Annotated in this window: 21 protein-coding genes and 1 tRNA gene; 19 read left to right on the top strand and 3 right to left on the bottom strand. The window is 62.9% G+C overall.

What is annotated here, in order from left to right; genetic code table 11:
* Window positions 1-33: 33 nt before the first annotated feature.
* Together AAA989_RS07560 and AAA989_RS07555 are read right to left on the bottom strand one after the other, a co-directional pair.
* Window positions 34-471, bottom strand: a complete 438-nt coding sequence (locus tag AAA989_RS07560; protein WP_338242223.1) for a PRC-barrel domain-containing protein — start codon at window positions 469-471, stop codon at window positions 34-36.
* A 169-nt stretch (window positions 472-640) separates the two neighbouring features.
* On the bottom strand, window positions 641-937 hold the full coding sequence (locus tag AAA989_RS07555; RefSeq protein ID WP_338242222.1) for a GNAT family N-acetyltransferase: 297 nt from the start codon (window positions 935-937) through the stop codon (window positions 641-643).
* A gap of 50 nt (window positions 938-987) precedes the next feature.
* On the opposite strand from AAA989_RS07555, the gene AAA989_RS07550 reads away from it, so the two are divergent.
* Together AAA989_RS07550 and AAA989_RS07545 are read left to right on the top strand one after the other, a co-directional pair.
* Window positions 988-1,983: a threonine aldolase family protein gene (locus AAA989_RS07550; RefSeq protein WP_338242221.1), complete on the top strand. Its 996-nt coding sequence runs from the start codon at window positions 988-990 to the stop codon at window positions 1,981-1,983.
* Between the two features lie 7 nt (window positions 1,984-1,990).
* Window positions 1,991-2,956 carry a DMT family transporter gene (locus AAA989_RS07545; protein WP_338242220.1) on the top strand — a complete coding sequence of 322 codons (966 nt, stop codon included), beginning with the start codon at window positions 1,991-1,993 and terminating at the stop codon, window positions 2,954-2,956.
* Here AAA989_RS07545 and AAA989_RS07540 read toward each other — a convergent pair.
* On the bottom strand, window positions 2,953-3,735 hold the full coding sequence (locus AAA989_RS07540) for a Rossmann-fold NAD(P)-binding domain-containing protein (protein ID WP_338245471.1): 783 nt from the start codon (window positions 3,733-3,735) through the stop codon (window positions 2,953-2,955). The genes AAA989_RS07545 and AAA989_RS07540 overlap by 4 nt on opposite strands.
* 53 nt (window positions 3,736-3,788) lie before the next feature.
* On the opposite strand from AAA989_RS07540, the gene pepN reads away from it, so the two are divergent.
* From pepN to AAA989_RS07460, 17 genes are all read left to right on the top strand, one after another.
* Window positions 3,789-6,443, top strand: coding sequence for an aminopeptidase N (gene pepN, locus AAA989_RS07535; protein WP_338242219.1), 2,655 nt, complete (start codon window positions 3,789-3,791; stop codon window positions 6,441-6,443).
* Entirely contained in the window at window positions 6,436-7,119 is a 684-nt protein-coding gene (gene pgeF, locus AAA989_RS07530) for a peptidoglycan editing factor PgeF (RefSeq protein WP_338242217.1), read from the top strand. The genes pepN and pgeF overlap by 8 nt, the downstream gene beginning before the upstream one ends.
* Window positions 7,120-7,334: 215 nt before the next feature.
* The gene (gene petA / locus AAA989_RS07525; RefSeq protein WP_338242215.1) at window positions 7,335-7,919 is read left to right on the top strand and encodes a ubiquinol-cytochrome c reductase iron-sulfur subunit; all 585 of its coding nucleotides are present in this window, start codon (window positions 7,335-7,337) and stop codon (window positions 7,917-7,919) included.
* A gap of 18 nt (window positions 7,920-7,937) precedes the next feature.
* Window positions 7,938-9,230 carry a cytochrome b gene (locus tag AAA989_RS07520; protein WP_338242214.1) on the top strand — a complete coding sequence of 431 codons (1,293 nt, stop codon included), beginning with the start codon at window positions 7,938-7,940 and terminating at the stop codon, window positions 9,228-9,230.
* A 30-nt stretch (window positions 9,231-9,260) separates the two neighbouring features.
* Complete coding sequence (locus AAA989_RS07515; RefSeq protein WP_338242213.1) at window positions 9,261-10,118, top strand: cytochrome c1; 858 nt, start codon at window positions 9,261-9,263, stop codon at window positions 10,116-10,118.
* Window positions 10,061-10,672: an adenine phosphoribosyltransferase gene (locus tag AAA989_RS07510; RefSeq protein ID WP_338242212.1), complete on the top strand. Its 612-nt coding sequence runs from the start codon at window positions 10,061-10,063 to the stop codon at window positions 10,670-10,672. The genes AAA989_RS07515 and AAA989_RS07510 overlap by 58 nt, the downstream gene beginning before the upstream one ends.
* A gap of 97 nt (window positions 10,673-10,769) precedes the next feature.
* The gene (locus AAA989_RS07505) at window positions 10,770-12,620 is read left to right on the top strand and encodes a cation:proton antiporter (protein WP_338242210.1); all 1,851 of its coding nucleotides are present in this window, start codon (window positions 10,770-10,772) and stop codon (window positions 12,618-12,620) included.
* Between the two features lie 11 nt (window positions 12,621-12,631).
* Window positions 12,632-13,276 carry an OmpA family protein gene (locus tag AAA989_RS07500; RefSeq protein ID WP_338242209.1) on the top strand — a complete coding sequence of 215 codons (645 nt, stop codon included), beginning with the start codon at window positions 12,632-12,634 and terminating at the stop codon, window positions 13,274-13,276.
* 40 nt (window positions 13,277-13,316) lie between these two features.
* Window positions 13,317-13,390 (top strand) — tRNA-Gly (locus AAA989_RS07495).
* A gap of 210 nt (window positions 13,391-13,600) precedes the next feature.
* Window positions 13,601-14,833: a tyrosine-type recombinase/integrase gene (locus AAA989_RS07490; protein ID WP_338242208.1), complete on the top strand. Its 1,233-nt coding sequence runs from the start codon at window positions 13,601-13,603 to the stop codon at window positions 14,831-14,833.
* A gap of 63 nt (window positions 14,834-14,896) precedes the next feature.
* The gene (locus tag AAA989_RS07485) at window positions 14,897-15,226 is read left to right on the top strand and encodes a type IIL restriction-modification enzyme MmeI (protein WP_338242207.1); all 330 of its coding nucleotides are present in this window, start codon (window positions 14,897-14,899) and stop codon (window positions 15,224-15,226) included.
* A complete protein-coding gene (locus tag AAA989_RS07480) occupies window positions 15,227-16,039 on the top strand; it encodes a hypothetical protein (RefSeq protein ID WP_338242206.1) in 813 nt (270 codons plus the stop codon). It begins immediately after the preceding gene.
* 96 nt (window positions 16,040-16,135) lie between these two features.
* Window positions 16,136-16,321, top strand: coding sequence for a helix-turn-helix domain-containing protein (locus AAA989_RS07475; RefSeq protein WP_338242205.1), 186 nt, complete (start codon window positions 16,136-16,138; stop codon window positions 16,319-16,321).
* 52 nt (window positions 16,322-16,373) lie between these two features.
* The gene (locus AAA989_RS07470; RefSeq protein ID WP_338242204.1) at window positions 16,374-17,105 is read left to right on the top strand and encodes a hypothetical protein; all 732 of its coding nucleotides are present in this window, start codon (window positions 16,374-16,376) and stop codon (window positions 17,103-17,105) included.
* Window positions 17,102-17,779: a hypothetical protein gene (locus tag AAA989_RS07465; protein ID WP_338242203.1), complete on the top strand. Its 678-nt coding sequence runs from the start codon at window positions 17,102-17,104 to the stop codon at window positions 17,777-17,779. Before AAA989_RS07470 ends, AAA989_RS07465 begins: the two co-directional genes overlap by 4 nt.
* Window positions 17,724-17,882 carry a hypothetical protein gene (locus AAA989_RS16410; RefSeq protein ID WP_353527003.1) on the top strand — a complete coding sequence of 53 codons (159 nt, stop codon included), beginning with the start codon at window positions 17,724-17,726 and terminating at the stop codon, window positions 17,880-17,882. The genes AAA989_RS07465 and AAA989_RS16410 overlap by 56 nt, the downstream gene beginning before the upstream one ends.
* 716 nt (window positions 17,883-18,598) lie before the next feature.
* Window positions 18,599-19,440 (top strand): VCBS domain-containing protein (locus tag AAA989_RS07460; protein WP_338242202.1); only part of this gene is annotated, 842 nt, incomplete at its 3' end.

The following is a 19,440-nucleotide window of genomic DNA, read 5'->3' as shown; positions in this document are numbered from 1 at the left end:
GGCCTCTCGCTTCGTCTCGGGTCTGCAGCGCCGTCAGTACATCACACCGTAATAGGCGTAGACGGTCTCGCCGTAGTCCTTGTTGAATTCGGGTCGCTCGTTGCGCGCGTATGACGGCGCATCCTTCAGGCGCGACTTGTCGATGTTCACGACGTAACCGCCGCGCTCGACATCGTAGTCCAGCGCGTCCCACGGCACGGGGTGATATTGTTCACCGAGGCCCAGGAAACCGCCGAAGCTCATCACCGAATATTCGACGCGGCCGGAGCGCTTGCCGATCATCAAGTGATCGATCGAGCCGAGCTTCTCCCCGTCGGCCGAGTAGACGGCCGTGCCTTCCACCTTGTCCGATGAAATCAGGTTGCCGGTTTCGTCGCGTTCGAGCGGGCGGGACCGATCGAACTGGGTACGGCGATCGAGTTCGCTCTCGGAAAAGTCGTTGCGGCTTCGCAGGTTTTGCGTCTGTGTCATGGTTCTCTCCTTATGCTGGAGCCGATGACGCTAGCTGTCCGGGGCGCGCTGCAACTCGCGGGAAGCGAGGCGCGCGGCTGGCCAGATGTCACCGGCCTTATTACCTTGAACAACGCGATGAAAACGGGTGATGTTCCGAAAAAGAGACGTAATTTCCGCTATTTGAATACTAGCTGGCGATCCTGGCTCGAACGTCCGCCCAGTCGGGGTGCTTGCGGAACTGCGCCTCGACGTAGGGGCATTGCGGAACGATGGTGAAATCCTTCTCGCGCGCGTCGGCCACCATGGCTTCCACCAGCTTGAGGGCAATGCCCTTGCCGCGCGCCGCGGGAGGAGTGAAGGTGTGATCCGCGATGCGCGCCTCGCCGCGGGCCTTCCAGGTCAGTTCGGCGGGGCTGTCGGCACCTTCCACTTCCATGCGATAGGCACCGTGGGTGGTTTCATCGGTCTTCACGATCTCGGACATCAATTTCTCCTTCTTGCGCTGAACGAGAGGCAGGGCCATGGCGTTCCGCGATGCAATTCCTCTCCGACAACGCAGCCCCCGTCCATCCCCATCTGTGGGACGCCATGCGCGCTGCCGACGCGCCCGACACGCCTTACGATACCGACGCGCTGAGCCGTGAGCTGGATGCGCGCTTCACCGCGATGTTCGGGCGCGAGTGCGCGGCGCTGTGGGTGGCGACGGGCACGGCGGCCAACTGCCTGGCCCTGGCCACCATGGTCGATCCCCACGGCGGCGTGGTCTGCCACGAGGAAGCGCATATCGAGATGGATGAATGCGGCGCGCCCGGTTTCTACCTGCACGGCGCGAAGCTGCTACTGGCCCCCGGCGCAGACGCGAAGCTGACGCCCGAGGCGATAGGCACAGTGCTCGCGGGCATCACCCGCGGCGTGCACCAAGTCCCGGCCCAGGCGATTTCCATCACGCAGGCCAGCGAATACGGACTGTGCTACCGACCCGGCGAGCTGGAGGCCATCGGCGCGCTGGCGAGCGAGCACGGCCTTGGCCTGCACATGGACGGCGCGCGCTTCGCCAATGCCTGTGCCTTTCTTGACGCCTCGCCTGCCGAGGTTGCCGGACCGGCGGACGCGCTCAGCTTCGGGTTCGTGAAGAACGGGGGGATGGGCGCCGAGGCCGTGATCCTGTTCGATACCGACATGGCGGAGACGATCCGTTTTCGCCGCAAGCGCGCCGGACACCTCCAGAGCAAGGGGCGCTTCCTCGCGGCGCAGATTCTCGCCATGCTGGAGGACGACCTGTGGCTGGACAACGCCCGTGCGGCCAACGCCGCGGCGGCAGAGATCGCCAGGGGCGCGGGCGAGCGCCTGCTCTACCCGGTGGAGGCCAACGAGCTGTTCGTGACCATGAACGCCGCCGAACGCGCCGCGCTGCGCGACGAGGGATTTGCCTTCTACGACTGGGACGAGCGCGCCGTGCGCTTCGTCACGAGCTGGGCGACCGATCCTGCCCACGCCGAGGCGCTGGGCAAGGCCCTCGCGGCGCTGTGAGCCCGGCATGAGCGCGGCGCAGGCCAACATCCTCAGCTGGCGGGTGATCGTGCCCTTCGTGCTGACGGGCACGATCTGGGGCTCGACCTGGTTCGTCATCACCGGCCAGATTAACGGCGTGCCGGCCGCGTGGTCGGTCTTCTACCGCTTCGCCCTCGCCACGCCCGCGCTGTTTCTGGTCGCGGCGCTGATGAAACGCCGTCTTCTTCTGACGCGGCCCGAACACGTGCTCGCCCTGGGCGTCGGGCTGGCGCAGTTCAGCGGCAATTTCCTGTTCGTCTACCACGCGGAACTCTACGTCACGTCGGGCATCGTGGCGATGATGTTCGCGCTGCTGATGGTGCCCAATGCCCTGTTCGCGCGGATCTTCCTGGGAGAGCGGGTGCAGGGCGGTTTCGTGCTCGGCAGCTTGGTGGCCATCGTCGGGGTGTCGTTTCTGCTGTGGCACGAATGGCAGGCCAATCCCGATGCCGGGGTCATCGGCGGTAACGTCGGACTGGGCATCGTGCTGGCAATCGTCGGCATCCTCGCGGCCTCCGTGGCCAACGTCATCCAGGCCAACCCCACCGGGCGCGCCGTGCCGATGGTCAGCCTGCTCGCCTGGGCAATGCTCTACGGCACGCTGTTCGATCTCGGCTTCGCATGCCTTACCGCCGGACCGCCGCCGCTGCCTACGGGCGCGGCCTACTGGGGCGGCATCGTCTACCTTGCGCTGATCGGATCGGTGGTGACCTTCCCGCTGCACTACAATCTGGTGCGCGAGATCGGCGCGGGCCGCGCGGCCTACAATTCGATCATCACCATTTCGGTGGCCATGCTGCTGTCGACGCTGTTCGAGGATTACCGCTGGACCTGGCTGACAGCCAGCGGGATGGTACTGGCCATCGTCGGCATGGTGCTCGCCCTCAAGGCCAGGCGGCAGAAGGGCGTGCAGGTACAGCAGTCCGCGCGCCTTCGGCACGGGGCCGACTAGGCGAGAACTCGCAACCCCTCGCGATAGGTGGGATAGGCCGGCGTCCAGCCCAGCACACGCTTCGCCTTGCCGTTCGCCACGCGGCGGTTCTCCGCGTAGAAGCCGCGCGCCATGGGCGACAGGCCCGCCTCGTCCATTGTCTGGAGCGGCGGCGGTTCCACGCCCCGCAGGCGGCATGCCTCCTCTATCACCGCGTTCTGACTGGTGGGCAGGTGGTCGGAGAGGTTGAAGGCCCCGGCGGGCGCATCGCCTGTGAGCGCTGCCATCACGCCGCTGGCAATATCGTCGACGTGCACCCGGCTGAACACCTGGTCCGGCAGGTCGATGCGATGGGCCTTGCCCTCCGCGATCCGGTCGAACGCGCTGCGCCCTGGCCCGTAGATACCAGGCAGGCGGAACACGCGCGCCCCGCGGCTCAGCCACTCCGCATCGCAATCCGCCCGCGCGGTGCGACGCCCCGTGCCGGTGCGCGCGGTCTCGTCCACCCATGCGCCGCCGGTATCGCCGTAGACACCCGTGGACGAGAGATAGCCCAGCCAGACCCCATCCAGCGCCTCGCCATAGCTGGTCAGAGCCGGGTCGGTGCCGGCCTCCCTGTCGGGCGGGACGGAAGAGAGCACGTGGGTGGCACGCGCGAGGGAATCGAGCACCGAATCGCGATTCGCGAAGTCGATGTCGCCGTCCGAACCGGTCGCGAAAACCTGCCATCCGGCGGATTTTGCCAGATCGGCGACACGTTTTGCCGTGTAACCGAGGCCAAAAATGAACAACTGCGCCATTTCGTGCGTTCTACCCACTCGACGCGCCAACGGAAGAATTTTAGGCCAGATGTATGGATATCGCCCGCACACCCTCCACCCCTGACGGCAATCCCGAACTTGCCGATGCCGCGCCGGAGCCGCACGACCCGCCGACGATCCGGCGTGAAGATTATCGCCCCTTCCCCTGGCTGGTCCCGGAAGTGGCGCTGGAGTTCGACCTCGGGCTTGATTCGACGCGGGTGGTTGCCACCCTCACCGTCGCCCGCAACAGCAGGGCGGACCACTCGCCCACCCTTCGCCTGAACGGCGACGGGCTCGAACCCGTTGCGGTGGAAGTCGACGGCGCGGCCACCAACAGCTGGACCATGGACAGCGGAGACCTGCTGCTGACCCTTCCGGGCGATGCGCACGAGATCCGCGTGGTCACGCAGATCGATCCATCGGCCAACACCCAGCTGATGGGCCTCTATGCCTCCGACGGGATGCTCTGCACGCAGTGCGAGGCAGAGGGTTTCCGGCGCATAACCTTCTTCCCCGACCGGCCCGACGTGCTGTCGGTCTACCGCGTGAAGATGCGCGGTGACCGGGAGACCTTCCCCGTGCTGCTGGCCAACGGCAACCTGGAAGCGAGCGGAGAGGACGAGGACGGCACGCACTGGGCGGAGTGGCACGATCCCTGGCCCAAGCCGAGCTACCTGTTCGCGCTGGTGGCGGGGCAACTGGTCGCCAACACCGACAGCTTCACCACCATGAACGGGCGCGAGGTCACGCTGAACATCTATGTCCGCGAAGGCGACCTCGACCGCACCGGCCATGCCATGGAATCGCTGAAGAAGAGCATGAAGTGGGACGAGGAGACGTTCGGGCGCGAATACGACCTCGACCTGTTCAACATCGTTGCCGTCAGCGATTTCAACATGGGGGCGATGGAGAACAAGGGCCTCAACGTCTTCAACACGAAATACGTGCTGGCGGACGAGGATACCGCCACCGACGGCGATTTCGACGGCGTGGAAGGCGTGATCGCGCACGAATACTTCCACAACTGGTCGGGCAACCGCATCACCTGCCGCGACTGGTTCCAGCTGTCACTTAAGGAAGGCTTCACCGTCCTGCGCGACCAGCTGTTCAGCCAGGACATGGGCAGCGCGCCGGTAAAGCGCATCGAGGACGTTCGCGTGCTGCGGGGCGCGCAATTCCCCGAGGATTCGGGGCCGCTGGCACACCCGATCCGCCCCGACAGCTACCGCGAGATCAGCAACTTCTACACTGCGACCGTCTACAACAAGGGCGCCGAAGTCATCCGCATGATGCGCACGATGAGCGGCGAAGAGGCGTTCCGCAAGGGCACCGATCTCTACTTCGATCGCCACGACGGCGAGGCCGCCACCTGCGAGGATTTCGTGAAGGCGATCGAGGATGGCGCCGGCCTGGACCTGAAACAGTTCCGGCTGTGGTACTCGCAGGCCGGCACGCCCAAGGTCTTCGTGCGGCTGGAACATTCCGGCGACACGGCCACCCTGCATCTCGCGCAGGAAGTGCCGCCCACGCCCGGTCAGCCCGAAAAACAACCCATGCCGATCCCGCTGAAGCTGGCGCTGTTCGACAAGGCGACGGGCCGGCATCGCGGCGAGGAGCTGGTCGTTTTCGACGCCGCTTCGACGACGGTCGAATTCAAGGGGTTCGACGAAAGACCCGTGCTTTCGATCAACCGCGGCTTTTCCGCGCCTGTCGTGATCGATCGCGATATTTCCACTGACGACCTGGTTTTCCTGGCCGCGCACGACGACGATCCCTTTGCCCGTTACGAGGCCCTGCAGGATCTCGTGGTCACGCACCTGAAACAGGCCGTGGCCGGCAACCTCTCCGACGCTGCGCGCGACGAGGCCCGTGCCGCTATCGCGAAGGCGATCAAGGCTGTGCTGGCGGACGACAAGCTGGACGACCTGATGCGCGGCGAACTGCTGGTCCTGCCGAGCGAGACCTACCTCGCGGAGACCATGCTGATCGCCGATCCGGGCCGCATTCACGAAGAACGCCAAGCCCTGCGCGCCGCCATCGGGTCCGCGCTGGAGGTCGATTTCGCGGCCACGCACGCCCGCGCCGCAGCCGTGCCCTACAGCCTCTCGGCCGAGGCGCGCGGTGCTCGCAAGGTGAAGACGCAGGCGCTGCTCTACCTTGCCGCGGGCAATGCCGATCGAGGACGCGAACTGGCGTGGACGCAGTACCAGGGTGCCGACAACATGACCGACCGGCAGGGTGCCCTGATGGTGCTCGCCGGCATGTCCGGCATCGAGCGCACCAATGCCTTGCTGGATTTCTACAACCGCTATCGCGGCAACGCCCTGGTGGTGGACAAGTGGTTCGCTATCCAGGCCGGGTCCCTGCATCCCAAGGTGCTGGAGCACGTGAAGGCGCTGGCCGATCATGCCGACTTCACCCTGAAGAACCCCAACCGCGTGCGCTCGCTCTACATGGCATTCGCCTACAACCCCCACGCCTTCCACGCCGAGAGCGGCGAAGGATATCGGATGATCGCGGACCTGATTCTCGCGCTCGACCCGATCAATCCGCAGACGGCCGCGCGCTTCGTGCCGCAGCTCGGACGATGGCGGCGAATCGAACCGCGGCGCTCGGCGATGATGAAGGAGCAGCTGGAGCGAATCGCCGCTGCGCCCAAGTTGTCCCGCGACACCTATGAACAGGTCAGCCGCAGCCTTGGGTAGTTCGGTCAAGGTGATCCGCGCGGAGAATATTTCCGTCCCGCACGGCTTCCTCGATGCCGTGCAGAGCGATGCAGGCGCGCATGACCTTGCCGTGGGTCCAGCGAAGACGGTGTTCCTCGAACAAGTGCATTCCGCCGAGGCCATCACCGTTACCGCCCCGTTCGCCCCGGGTCAGCGCCCCCAGGTCGATGCCATGGCCTGCGCCGAACCCGGCCTGGCACTGGCCATCGTGACCGCCGACTGCGCCCCGATCCTGCTGGCCGACGAGGATGCCGGCGTCATCGGCGCAGCCCATGCCGGATGGCGCGGCGCGCTGGACGGTGTGGCCGAGGCGGTGATCGGTCGCATGGAAGAACTGGGCGCCCGGCGCAGCCGCATCGATGCCGCCATCGGCCCGTGCATCGCGCAGGAAAGCTACGAGGTCGGCGCCGACATGCGGGCCCGATTCGCATCCGCCGATCATCACTTCTTCGAGGCGACCGGCCCCGGCAAATGGCATTTCGACCTCGAAGGATTCGTCGCCAGCCGCCTTGCCGCGGCGGGAATAGGTTCGGTCGTGGCGCTGGAGACCGACACCTACGCGAACAGCCGCCGCTTCCATTCCTTCCGCCGCTCGACCCACCGCGGCGAAAGCGGCACGGGCCGCCAGATATCCCTTATCGCCCTTCCCGGATGACCCGCCCCCAGTAGTCCGACAAGGCCCGCCACGGGCGTTCGGCGCGCATGCAGGTCGATTCACGGCCAAAAGGCGGGTTGGCAGGGCGACTTTGCTCGTCTATCAGCCGCGCCAAGCCGCCGCCCGGCAACGGCTCGTCGTGCGGCTTTTAGGACGTTTCTTATCGTCGCTCGTGGTTCAACGCAGCATCCGGCGACGACAGGCAAGGCAAGGGTATGGCATCCACCACGGGTACTGCTGACGCGACACCGGTAACGACCGGCGAAGTCGAAGGCGAAGACGGCGTTCGGCGCCGCGATTTCATCAATATTGCCGCCGTTTCCGCGGCCGGCGTGGGCGGCCTCGTCACCCTGCTGCCGCTGGTCAGCCAGATGGCGCCGTCGGCGGACGTGCTGGCAGAAAGCACGACCGAGCTGGATATTTCCACGCTGGAAGTCGGCCAGTCGATCAAGGCCGTGTTCCGCAAGCAGCCGGTGTTCGTGCGCCGCCTGACGCCTGCGGAGATCGAGGCTGCGCAAGCGGTGGACGTATCCACCCTGCGCGATCCGGCCACGCTGGATGAAATCACCAAGGAAGGGCACATGGACGTGCTCGTGGTGATGGGCGTGTGTACTCACCTGGGCTGCGTGCCGCTGGGCGCGCAGGAAGGCGAGAACAAGGGCGAGTTCGGCGGCTATTTCTGCCCCTGCCACGGCTCGCACTACGACACCGCGGCGCGTATCCGCAAAGGCCCGGCACCCACCAACCTGGCGGTGCCCGACTATGAATTTACGTCCGACACGACGATCGTGATCGGCTGAGGCTAGAGAGAACAGACCATGAGCTTTCCCTGGGCCAAGGAATACCAGCCACAGAACGGACTGACGAAGTTCCTCGACGAGAAACTGCCGTTGCCGCGCCTCGTCTACAATGCCGTCGGTGCAGGCTATCCCGTTCCTCGCAACCTTTCGTATTTCTGGAATTTCGGCGTGCTCGCCGGGTTCTTCCTGGTGCTGCAGATCGTTACCGGCGTGGTGCTGGCGATGCACTATGCCGCGAATACGCAGGTCGCCTTCGCCTCGGTCGAGCACATCATGCGCGACGTGAACTGGGGCTGGCTGATGCGCTACACGCACGCCAACGGCGCCAGCTTCTTCTTCGTGGTGATCTACATCCACATCTTCCGTGGCTTGTTCTACGCCAGCTACAAGCCGCCTCGCGAGATGATCTGGCTGATCGGCGTCGTCATCTTCCTGCTGATGATGGCCACCGCCTTCATGGGCTACGTGCTGCCGTGGGGCCAGATGAGCTTCTGGGGCGCACAGGTCATCACCGGCCTGTTCGAGGCGATCCCGCTGGTCGGCCCGCCGCTCAAGACCTGGCTGCTCGGTGGCTTCGCGCCGGACAACGCCGCGCTCAACCGCTTCTTCAGCCTGCATTTCCTGCTGCCCTTCGTGATCGCCGGTGCCGTGATCCTGCACATCTGGGCGCTGCACATCCCGGGCTCCAGCAACCCGACCGGCGTGGAAGTGAAGGACAAGAGCGACACGCTGCCGTTCCACCCGTACTACACGGCGAAGGACGGCTTCGGGCTGGGCGTCGCCCTGATCGTGTTCATGACCTTCGTGTTCTTCCTGCCCAACGTGCTGGGCCATCCCGACAACTACATCGAGGCGAACCCGCTCTCCACGCCCGCGCACATCGTGCCCGAATGGTATTTCTACCCGTTCTACGCCATCCTGCGCGCGTTCACCTTCGACTTCATCCTGCCCGCCAAGCTGTGGGGCGTGCTGGCCATGTTCAGCGCCATCCTGGTGTGGTTCTTCCTGCCCTGGCTGGACAAGGGTCCGGTGCGCAGCGGCCACTATCGCCCGCTGTTCCGCAAGTTCTTCTGGTTCGGCCTGATCCCCTGCATGGCGGTGCTGTTCGTCTGCGGCGGCGCGCCTGCCGAAGAGCCCTACGTGATGATCAGCCAGATCGCGACCGCGTACTACTTCCTGCACTTCCTGGTGATCCTGCCGATCATCTCCTCGGTCGAGCGGCCCGACCCGCTGCCGTTCTCGATTACCGAGGCCGTGCTGGGATCCGACAAGAAGGCCGTGCTTGGCGAAAACGCCGAGCCCGCGGTCTGACAAGACGAGATTAAGGGAAAGACGACAAAAATGATCCGCCTTGTTGGTATCCTCATCGGCCTTGGCTTCACCTTCGTGGTGCTGCTCGCCTTCGTCACCGGCGCCTATACCGCCGCGACCGAGGAAGTGACCGAAACCGCCGAATACGTCTTCCACGAAGATGCCGTCGAGCCCGAAGGCGGCTTCGCCTTCGAGGGCGCCTTCGGCACCTGGAACTATGCCCAGCTTCAGCGCGGCTACCAGGTCTACAAGGAAGTCTGCGCCGCGTGCCACAGCCTGAACTTCGTCGCGTTCCGCGACCTGGAGCAGCTGGGCTATTCCGAAGCGCAGGTGAAGGCCGAAGCCGCAACCTGGCAGGTGCCAGGCGTGAACCCGGATACCGGCGAGGAAACCATGCGCGAGGCGCTGCCGACGGATTACTTCCCCTCGCCCTTCGCGAACGACGTTGCCGCCGCAGCGGCCAACGGTGGCAAGATTCCGCCCGATCTCTCGCTGATGACGAAGGCGCGTCCCAACGGCAGCAACTACGTCTACTCGCTGCTGGCGGGCTACCAGCCGATGCCGGAAGCGCTGAACCAGCAATTCCCCGAGTTCGAGGTTCCGGTGGGCGGCTACTACAACCCCTACTTCGAATCGCTGGTTATCGGCATGGCCCCGCCGCTGTCCGTGGACGGGCAGGTGACCTACGCCGACGGCACCGAGGCGACCATTCCGCAGATGTCGGCCGACGTCGCGGCCTTCCTCACCTGGACTGCCGAACCCACGCTGATCAAGCGCAAGCAGACCGGCTGGCCGGTGCTCGGCTTCCTGCTGTTCGCCACCATCCTCGCATGGCTGGCCAAGAAGCAGATCTGGGCCGACGCCAAGCCCAAGCGCCGCAAGGACTGAGCAGGATTTCCCGGGACCTCGATCGAGACGAGCTGAAACGGCTCATCCGCACGGTCCCGGACTTCCCCTCAAAGGGAATCCAGTTTCGCGACATCACCACGCTGCTCGCCCATGGCGAGGGGCTTGCGAAGTGCGTGGACATGCTCGCCGAAATGGCATCCGAATTCGAGGCGGACGCCGTTGCGGGAATAGAAGCGCGGGGTTTCATCTTCGGCACCGCGCTGGCGCTTCGCCTGGAGGCGGGCTTCGTACCCATACGCAAGGCCGGCAAGCTGCCGGTCGACTGCATCTTCGAGGACTATGCTCTCGAATACGCCGAGGCGAGGGTCGAACTGGACCCTACCATCATCACTCCCGGCGAACGCGTCCTGATCGTCGACGACCTGCTGGCAACCGGCGGGACGGCACTGGCCGCCACCCGGCTGCTGCGACGCGCCGGGGCCACGGTGACCCATGCCCTGTTCGTGATAGACCTGCCCGAACTCGGCGGCGGCGACGCGCTGGGGGCAGAACAGGTCGAGGCCCGCGCACTGGTCGATTTCGCCGGCCACTAGGCACCCCGGGAGGGCCGACGATGGTCCGGGTGGGAAAGTTATCCTATCTCGGGCATTGTCTGACCAACAGACGGGAATAATCGAAAGCAGGAGATCGATGGAAGAACAGGCGCTCGTAATCGCGCTCGTCGGTGTGCTCGGCATCGGCGCGCAATGGGTTGCGTGGCGCACCGGCTGGCCGGCCATCGTGCTGATGCTGGCCGCGGGCTTCCTCGCCGGGCCGGTGCTCGGCATCATGAACCCAGAGGAGGCCTTCGGCGAACTGCTCGAACCGATGATCTCGATCGGCGTCGCGCTGATCCTGTTCGAAGGCGGCCTCAGCCTCGATTTCCGGGAATTCCGAAAATACGGCGGCGGCGTGTGGCGTCTGGTCATCTTCGGCGTACCGCTGGGATGGCTCTTCGGTTCGCTGGCAGGCTATTACGTGGCCGGGCTGGTCTGGCCGGTCGCCATCCTCTTCGCCGGCATCCTGGTGGTGACAGGCCCCACGGTCGTCATTCCACTGCTGCGCCAGAGCGCGGTCCAGCAGCGGCCCGCCGCGCTGCTCAAGTGGGAAGCCATCGTCAACGATCCATTCGGTGCCCTGTGCGCCGTGATCGCCTACGAGTATTTCCGCAGCACCGCCGCCACCGGTGGCACGGCCTACGATGTCGTCCCTGAAATCGCCATCGCCGCCGGTATCTCTGGCCTGATCGGCTTCGCCGCAGCCTGGGTCATCGCGTGGAGCTTCCCGCGCGGGTTCGTGCCGGAGTACCTCAAGGTGCCCGTCCTGCTGGTTGCGGTGGTCGGCACGTTCGTGTTGTGCAACAAGATCGAACACGAGGCCGGCCTGCTGGCTGTGACGGTGATGGGCATCGCGCTCGCCAACATGCACGTGTCCAGCCTGCGCAGCATCCATCCCTTCAAGCAGAACATCGCCGTGCTGCTGGTGTCGGGCATCTTCATCCTGCTGTCGGCCAGCCTCAATCTCGACGAGCTGCGACAGTTCGAGTGGCAATTCGGCCTGTTCCTGCTGGCCCTGCTGTTCGTCGTCCGGCCGGCCACAGTGCTGCTCAGCCTGCTGTTTTCCAGCGTTCCCTGGAACGAGCGGCTGTTCCTCGCCTGGATCGCTCCGCGCGGTATCGTGCTGGTGGCCATCTGCGGCCTGTTCGCCCTGCGGCTGGAGGACCTGGGCTACGCCGACGGTTCCATCCTGGTTGGCCTGAGTTTCGCCGTGGTGGTGACCACCATCGTGGCGCACGGGTTCACCATCGACCTCGTCGCCCGCCTGCTGAAGGTGAAGGGCTTCTCGCGGCCGGGCATGATCATCGTCGGCGCCACGCCGTGGACCGTCGCGCTGGCCAAGCAACTGCACGACATGGAAACGCCGGTGATGCTGGTCGATTCCAGCTGGCAGCGACTCAAGCCCGCGCGGGCCGCCGGCCTGCCGACCTATCACGGCGAGATCCTGAACGAGGCGACCGAGCACAATCTCGACCTCACGCCCTACCAGGTGCTGGTCGCCGCGACCGAGAACGAGGCCTACAACACCCTTGTATGTTCGGAATTCGCGCCTGAAATCGGAACCGACCGGGTCTACCAGCTGGGCGAGAGCGAATCCGACGACGATCACCGCGCCATTCCCGCCAGCCTGCGCGGCCGCTCGCTGTTCAGCTCCGGGTTCGGCGTCGACGACGTGCAGCAGCGCGAGATGGAAGGCTGGGAATTCCGTCGCACCAAGCTGTCGGAGAAGTTCTCTCTGGACGATGCGCGCAGCAACCTTCCCGAGGCAGCCAGCATGCTGCTGGTGGTTGACCCGGATGGCGACTTGCACTTCTTTACCCATGCCGCAGCGCCCGACCCGCAGCCGGGCGACACCATCATTTCCTATTCGCCGCCGCGTCCCGCGTCGGAGGACAAGGCAGCCAAACGCAGTGGAAAGGGCGGGCGCAAGCCGCAACCCGCTTGAGGATGCAGGACATGAAAACGTTTTTCACTATCGCCGCGACAGCCACGCTCGCCATGGCCCTTTCGGCCTGCGAACTGCGCCAGGACGGCGCCGACGAAGAGCCCGCGCCGGACTCGGCGCCAGGTGCGACGACGCCATCACCCTCGGTGTCGCCCACGCCCTCGCAGTCGGCTTCGCCCGTCGCCTCGATCATCCGCGATGCCGCGGCGCCCGAGATCGAAAGCGTCGAGCTGCCGGTCCAGCCGGTCGAACTCACCGTGCCGTTTCCCGATGGCACCAATATCAGCGCCGCTGCCGAGCGCCGTCTCGCCGGTCTGATGAACCGCGGCGCTATCGAGGAGGAGGACTGGCCCGTGATCCTCGCCGGCCACACCGATTCGGGCGGAAACGACCAGGCCAACCTGCGCGCCTCGCGCGCGCGGGCGGAAGCCGTCGCCGCCTGGCTGGTGGAGCGCGGCGTGGACGACGACCGGATCGAGGTGATCGCCTTCGGCGAGCAGAACCCCATCGCCCCCAACGCCCTGCCCGACGGCACGCCCAACGAAGCGGGTCGCCGCAGCAACCGCCGCGTGGAAATCCGCATTGCTCCCCCGGAAGGGAATGACGACGCCGATGAAGAAGAGGGTGAAAACACCGCAAGCGATCAGGACGCTTGACGAGCGGCCCATGCCGGTGGCAATCGCCACCTGCGAGCGGGCGGGTATAGCTTAGTGGTAAAGCCCCAGCCTTCCAAGCTGGTTATGCGGGTTCGATTCCCGCTACCCGCTCCAACTTCCCGTTCAGTCACGTTCATTCTGGACTAGACACTCCCTGTAAAACCGCGATATTCTCACGCTACCGGGCCAGATGCGTTCATCCTCGGTCAGATACGACCACCCGTTATGTGGGGGTATATTTGGGGGGTATGGCCATGCGGTCTATTCGATACCCCCATCCGCGGGGGTATCTGCCCGTTCTAACCGGGGAAGGATTCGCGAATAATGGCGCTCACAGACATCACGGTTCGCAATGCGAATTCCGGCAAGAAGCCGGTTAAGCTGTCAGACGGTGAAGGAATGTTTCTGCTTGTCACGCCCGCCGGGGGGAAACTCTGGCGGTTGAAATACCGTGTGGATGGCCGGGAGAAGCTACTGGCTATGGGTGCCTACCCGGACGTCAGCCTGGCCGAAGCGCGCAACCGGCGGCGCGATGCGAGAGAGTTGATTGCCTTAGGGAAAGACCCGTCCCGCGAAAAACAACGGGCCAAGCGCAGGGCGCATATTGACGCCGGCAACACCTTTGCGGCGATCACCGCTGAATACTGCGCAAAGCGCAAACGCGATGGCGTTGGCGGCTGGTCCCCCGCTACGGCTAAGCGGAGCGAATACCTGCTATCGTTGCTTGATCCGGCGATTGGCAAACTGCCGATTGCCGAAATCGAGCCAGCCGACATTTTGGCCGCGATCCGGCGCATCGAGGCCAAGGGCAATCTGGAAAGCGCCCGGCGCACCCTGCAACTGGCCAGCATGGTCTTTCGCTATGCAGTAGCGACCGCTCGCCTGCGTTCGGACCCTACCCGCGATCTGCGCGGCGCACTTACGGCTCCCAAGGTCACTCACTACGGGGCCGTCACAGATACCAAGGGTGCTGGCGAACTGTTGCGTGCCATTGATGGATATGAGGGGCAGGGACTAGTGAAGCTGGCGCTGCAATTCGCGCCGCACGTATTCGTGCGACCTGGCGAACTGCGCCATGCCGAATGGTGCGAGATAGATTTCGATGCCGCACTGTGGATCATTCCTGAGGGCAAGACCAAGATGCGCAAGGCCCACCACGTCCCCCTTTCCAGTCAGTCGATAGCGATCTTGCGCGAGGTTCACTCTGCGACTGGGCCGAGCGGATATGTATTTCCTTCGATCCGATCCCGCGCCCGCCCCATGAGTGACAATACCCTCAACGCCGCGCTAAAACGGCTGGGTTACTCCAGCGAGGAAATGACTGCACATGGCTTCCGCGCCATGGCTTCAACATTACTCAACGAAAGCGGCAAGTGGCATCCGGACGCGATTGAGCGTGCCTTAGCCCATGGCGATAGCGACAAAGTGCGCGCAGCATATCATCGCGGGGCGCATTGGAACGAACGCGTGGAAATGGCGCAGTGGTGGAGCGACTATCTAGACCAGCTGCGCAAGGGTGCTGATATTATCGCTATCCCCAGCCGGGAAGCTAGCTAGCACCCAAGACTTGCCCGACGCCCGCGAACGTGCCTAAACCCTTGCGAACGCTAGAGGGGTATCATGCGGCTAGGCTGGGACGAAATAAAGCGGCGCGCTAAGGCCTTCAGCGAGGAATGGAAGGACGCCCACTACGAGAAGGGCGAAACGCAAACCTTCTACAACGAGTTTTTCGAGCTGTTCGGCATCCGGCGCAAGGACCATGCCGCGCTCGATACTGCGGTAGACCGGCTCTACCGCCCCGCGCCCTTCGCCAGTGACCGCAGCCGAGTGGAGCACCTTTTCGGGCGCTACGAGGCGCTTGTGAATCCGCTGGAGCGCGTAGGCGCTGTAAAGAATAAGGCGCGTGGCAAAGAAAGCAGAAGCAAGCGCGACAGAAAGAGAATAGGTTGAATGACCTCCGCTAACGATACTGCCGCTGCTGCGCTCAAGATCATGCGTCAGTGGGATTGGAGAAATTACGATCCTGACGGCAATGAACACGCGCCGAGCCTAGATCTGCACTCGGTCGTAAGCCGCCTGGCGATTGAAGGCGTGAGGCGACCGCAGGCAGTTATCCTTCAGTTGCTTTGCCAAGGCGATCTGCTCTCGCGCGGGGGCTATCGCTGGCGGAAGTATCAGGATTTCTCCCATTATGAGCACGAGGAATGGAATGACCAGATCAAGGCGAGGCACTGGCAGCATTTGGCCGAGGCCATAAAGAGCTCCAGCCCTGGCGGCGTGGGTAGCTTTATGGAGACGACCCTTCAGCTTCACGAACTGGATTTGAAGGATTGTCCGGCACACGAGTGGGATACCGCTAATAATAGCTGCGGCTACGCACGAGTGACAGATAAGCTTGACCCTTGGGACGATGACTACATGGAAGAATGGTTCTCCGCCTCGAGCATCGAGGTGTGGCCGCAGTTCCTTCATGAACCTAGCGCTGAAGAGGTCGCGCAATACGAAATGGAATGCGATACCAATGGGGCGACGCAAGGGCGAGGGCGATCAGCCGCAAAGTGGTGGCCCGATTTCGCTGAAGAGCTGTCAGTGTATATCCATGAGGAAGGCATTCCAGAAGGCTCCGGCCACGAAGGGCAGTCTGCATTAATCGATGCCGTTTTCGAACGGCTGGTTGCTGCCGGGAAGACCGAACCGGGGCGGGCGACTGTGCAGCCGGTTATCAATGCAGTGCTCCAGAGAATTCGCTCAGCCGGAAAATAGCGCGAGTGGATTTCCGGCCAATTCCGGCCAGTCCGGCTGACTGCACAAGGCCGGTCAGGGCAAAACGTCTCCAGTCGCAAACGAACGGAGATGCACATGGACACTACTGCTCGACTTGAACCGCTGGCCTATTCGATCAAGGAAGCCTGCCGGGTTTCATCGCTTGGCCGCACCCGAATTTATCAGCTGATTGGCGAAGGAAGACTAGAGGCTCGACGCATCGGCAAGCGCACTCTCATTCCAGCCGCCTCCCTTCGCGCGCTGGTTGTCGGGGAAGGCTGAAACCATGGGCAGGCGTCGAAACCGAAACAGGATCAACGCAAAGGGGCGGAACGTGACTAGCCGTTTTGTCCGGCTGGATTATCGCATCCTCACCAGCAACGCCTATCGGGCGCTTTCGCCAAATGCCCGCTCGCTGCTTGTGGAAGTGGCAATGCTCTACAATGGCGACAACAACGGGAGCCTTTATCTCGGCGTGCGAGATGCCGCACACCGGCTAGGCTTGGCAGACCTGACAGCTGCCAGCCGTGCCTTCGATGACCTCATGGCGCTAGGCTTCCTGCAAATGACTCAGGACGCGCATTTCGCGATCAAGGCAGGGGAGGCCTCCCGCGCGCGGTGCTGGCGGCTTACGTGGCTTCCAGGACCGGGCAGGAAGCTTGCAAGCTGGGATTTCCTAGAGCGGGAGCCAGCACCCAAGACGCCCTCGCGCAAACGGATGGAACGCGGACTGAGGGCGCTGAAGGCTTATCGGAAGGCCCGCGCTGCCAATCAATTCCCGGTATTGGATAGCGATACGATCCCGGCGGATAACGCCATTCCAACGGCCAGTGCCGTGGCGGAATCCGATACGACAAATGCCGAGATTGGCGGAAATCTGCCGATCCACCGAATTCCGAAATCCAATACACATTTAGCTACACCATGGGTGAGTGGACGCAGCGGCCGACCGTTTGGCTGGTGGCAGCCTGATTGGTCAGCTCAGTTTGCGCGGCTGGCCTACGCCCATTCGCTGGCCAGGCCGCTCAACGTGCAATCGGACACCTGCCGGGAGGTCGCAGCATGACGAAACCACGAAAGAACAAACAAGCCGCAAAGAGAGTTACGACCGTGACGGCGGAAAAAGGTGAGACGGAACCCGAAACCATGGCCCGCGTGCTCGTAGGCCCATACTTGCGCCATGGCGTCCTCAGTCATGCCGTAGCAGAAAAGGGTTTCGGCAAACTGCCCGGCGAACCGAACTTCGATGATTTCGGCAAAGCGATGAAGGCCAAGGCCAAGGCCGCCATGGATGGCAACTTGACGCTGGCGACCGAGCTATTGACCGCTCAGGCGCTTTCGCTCGATGCGCTTTTCGGAGAGCTCGCACGGCGCGCCACCATGAACATGGGCGATTATCCCTTGGCAGCCGAACGCTACGCCCGATTGGCCTTCAAGGCGCAATCCAATTCGCGGGCGGCAATAGAGGCCTTGGCAAAGCTGCACCAGCCGCGCGAACAGGTGGTGCGCCATGTGCATGTCAACGAGGGCGGCCAAGCGGTTATCGCGAACAACATCAACCAGCACGGCGGGGGGATGGAAAATGGAAAATCAAACGAACAACCCCATGCAACCAGTTCAGCTGGCGAAGGCCCGCCGATGCTTGGCCAAGACGCGGCTGGGAACGGCGTGCCAATCCCCGGCGGTGAAGGGCAGCCCGCGATGCAGGATGCACGGCGGCAAGGGAAGCGGCGCACCTAGCGGCAACCGCAACGCCTGGAAACATGGCGGGCGATCCGCTGAAGCTGAAGGCGCAGCGCGATACCTGAAGGCGATGGCACGCCTGATAAGTGAAGCCGAGTAATTTTCTGAAGCCGAGTAATTTTCGGAGCATTACGCGCGTGTGCGAGCGGGGGGGTAGGACAGTTTTCAGCCGCTCTGCTGCTAGGACCGGCCCACAAGCGTACGCAATCGCTAATACAGTTTTTAGGCTTGGGTGGGACAAGTGGCATCGTGTCTGCAACCGCAGGAGCGATGCTCAAAGCGGACATTCTGCTTACGACCCGATAGAGGACATCGCAACAAATCGTCCACCCAACTTCTTTCAATCACTGCATTCTTCGAAACGTTGATGAAGAATGCGACGCTTTCGGAGAGGTCGTTGATTTACGAATCGATGCCAATACCGGCCTAGGCGTAAAGCATTTCGATTTTGCTTTTTTACCTGTCCCAAATCGGGAATTGAGGATTCTCAACGTTCTGAAAAAAGCAAAATCGCATACTCACAACACTTTACCGCAATTTTCCTCAGAAAAACTCTTCAAAAGAATATCTATGTTTTCCTCAATGCTCGCCATAACAAATGCGTTAGAAGGCGCAAATCGATCGGGGCGGGGTTGATCATCGCTTATCGTGGTCTTAATCAGTAAGAGATTCTCTTGGGGGGAATCCAAAACAATACAGCGGGTCAAAGTCACTCATAAGGATCGCTTGCGATCATTTTGTGTGAGTTTTGTTCAGTGTGGCTCGTACTGAGTCATTGGCGGGAGGCAGTGCTTTTCGCGAAGGAGAGGTATTGCTATGACTCGTTCAATTACCTTCACCATTGAAGACCAGAGCGAAACCCGTCTCACCATAACCGAAATGGAAGATGGCAGTCTGCTGTTCGAGATTGAAAGTCTCGGAATTCATTCCGATGACCTTCGAGCTCTATTCTTTGATATCGGTGATAGTTTTGAAGGTCTGCTGGATGGCCTTAGCGTTACCGGCGGAGACGTTAACGGCACTCAGTTTGAGGCAAATGACGTTTCAGATCTGGGTCAGGGTGCAAACGTAAACGGCTGGATCGTCAATCGCTATGGCGAATTCGACGCTGGTATCGAATTCGGCACTCCCGGCGGCGAAGGCGATGTCATTACGTCGACAAGCTTTATCCTGTCCCACGACACCGAAGCACTCGACTTGGACATGATCGACGAGCAGGATTTTGCCGTCCGCACCACGGCTGCCGGTGATAAGGCGGTTGGCAGGAGTTCGGCGGCAATTCTAGCAGTGGACGACACCGTCAGGATTGATGAAAATTCTGTTTCCCTCTTATCAAACCTGCTCACCAACGATCGCTATTCCGATGGCCTTTTGATTACTAGTGCAGGACATGAGGGTAATCCGCTTGCGCTGGGCGGATGGAACACCTTGACCACCGCAAGCGGGCGATCGATTGATATTTTCCTGGCCGTTGATGGATCGTTTCAGGTCGATGCCACGAATTCGGAGTTTGACACTCTGGCGTTAGGCGAGACCGACACGATTACTATTAGTTACGCTTCAGAGGACGCTGCCAGTTCTACCGACACCGCGACCGTCACTATCACCATCACCGGCCAGAACGATGCACCGGTTGCGCTTGGCGTGACCGGCGATGC

It is taken from the genome of Aurantiacibacter hainanensis (genome assembly GCF_036321025.1).
GTDB lineage: Bacteria > Pseudomonadota > Alphaproteobacteria > Sphingomonadales > Sphingomonadaceae > Alteraurantiacibacter > Alteraurantiacibacter hainanensis.
This window is presented reverse-complemented; position numbering and strand designations above follow the sequence as displayed.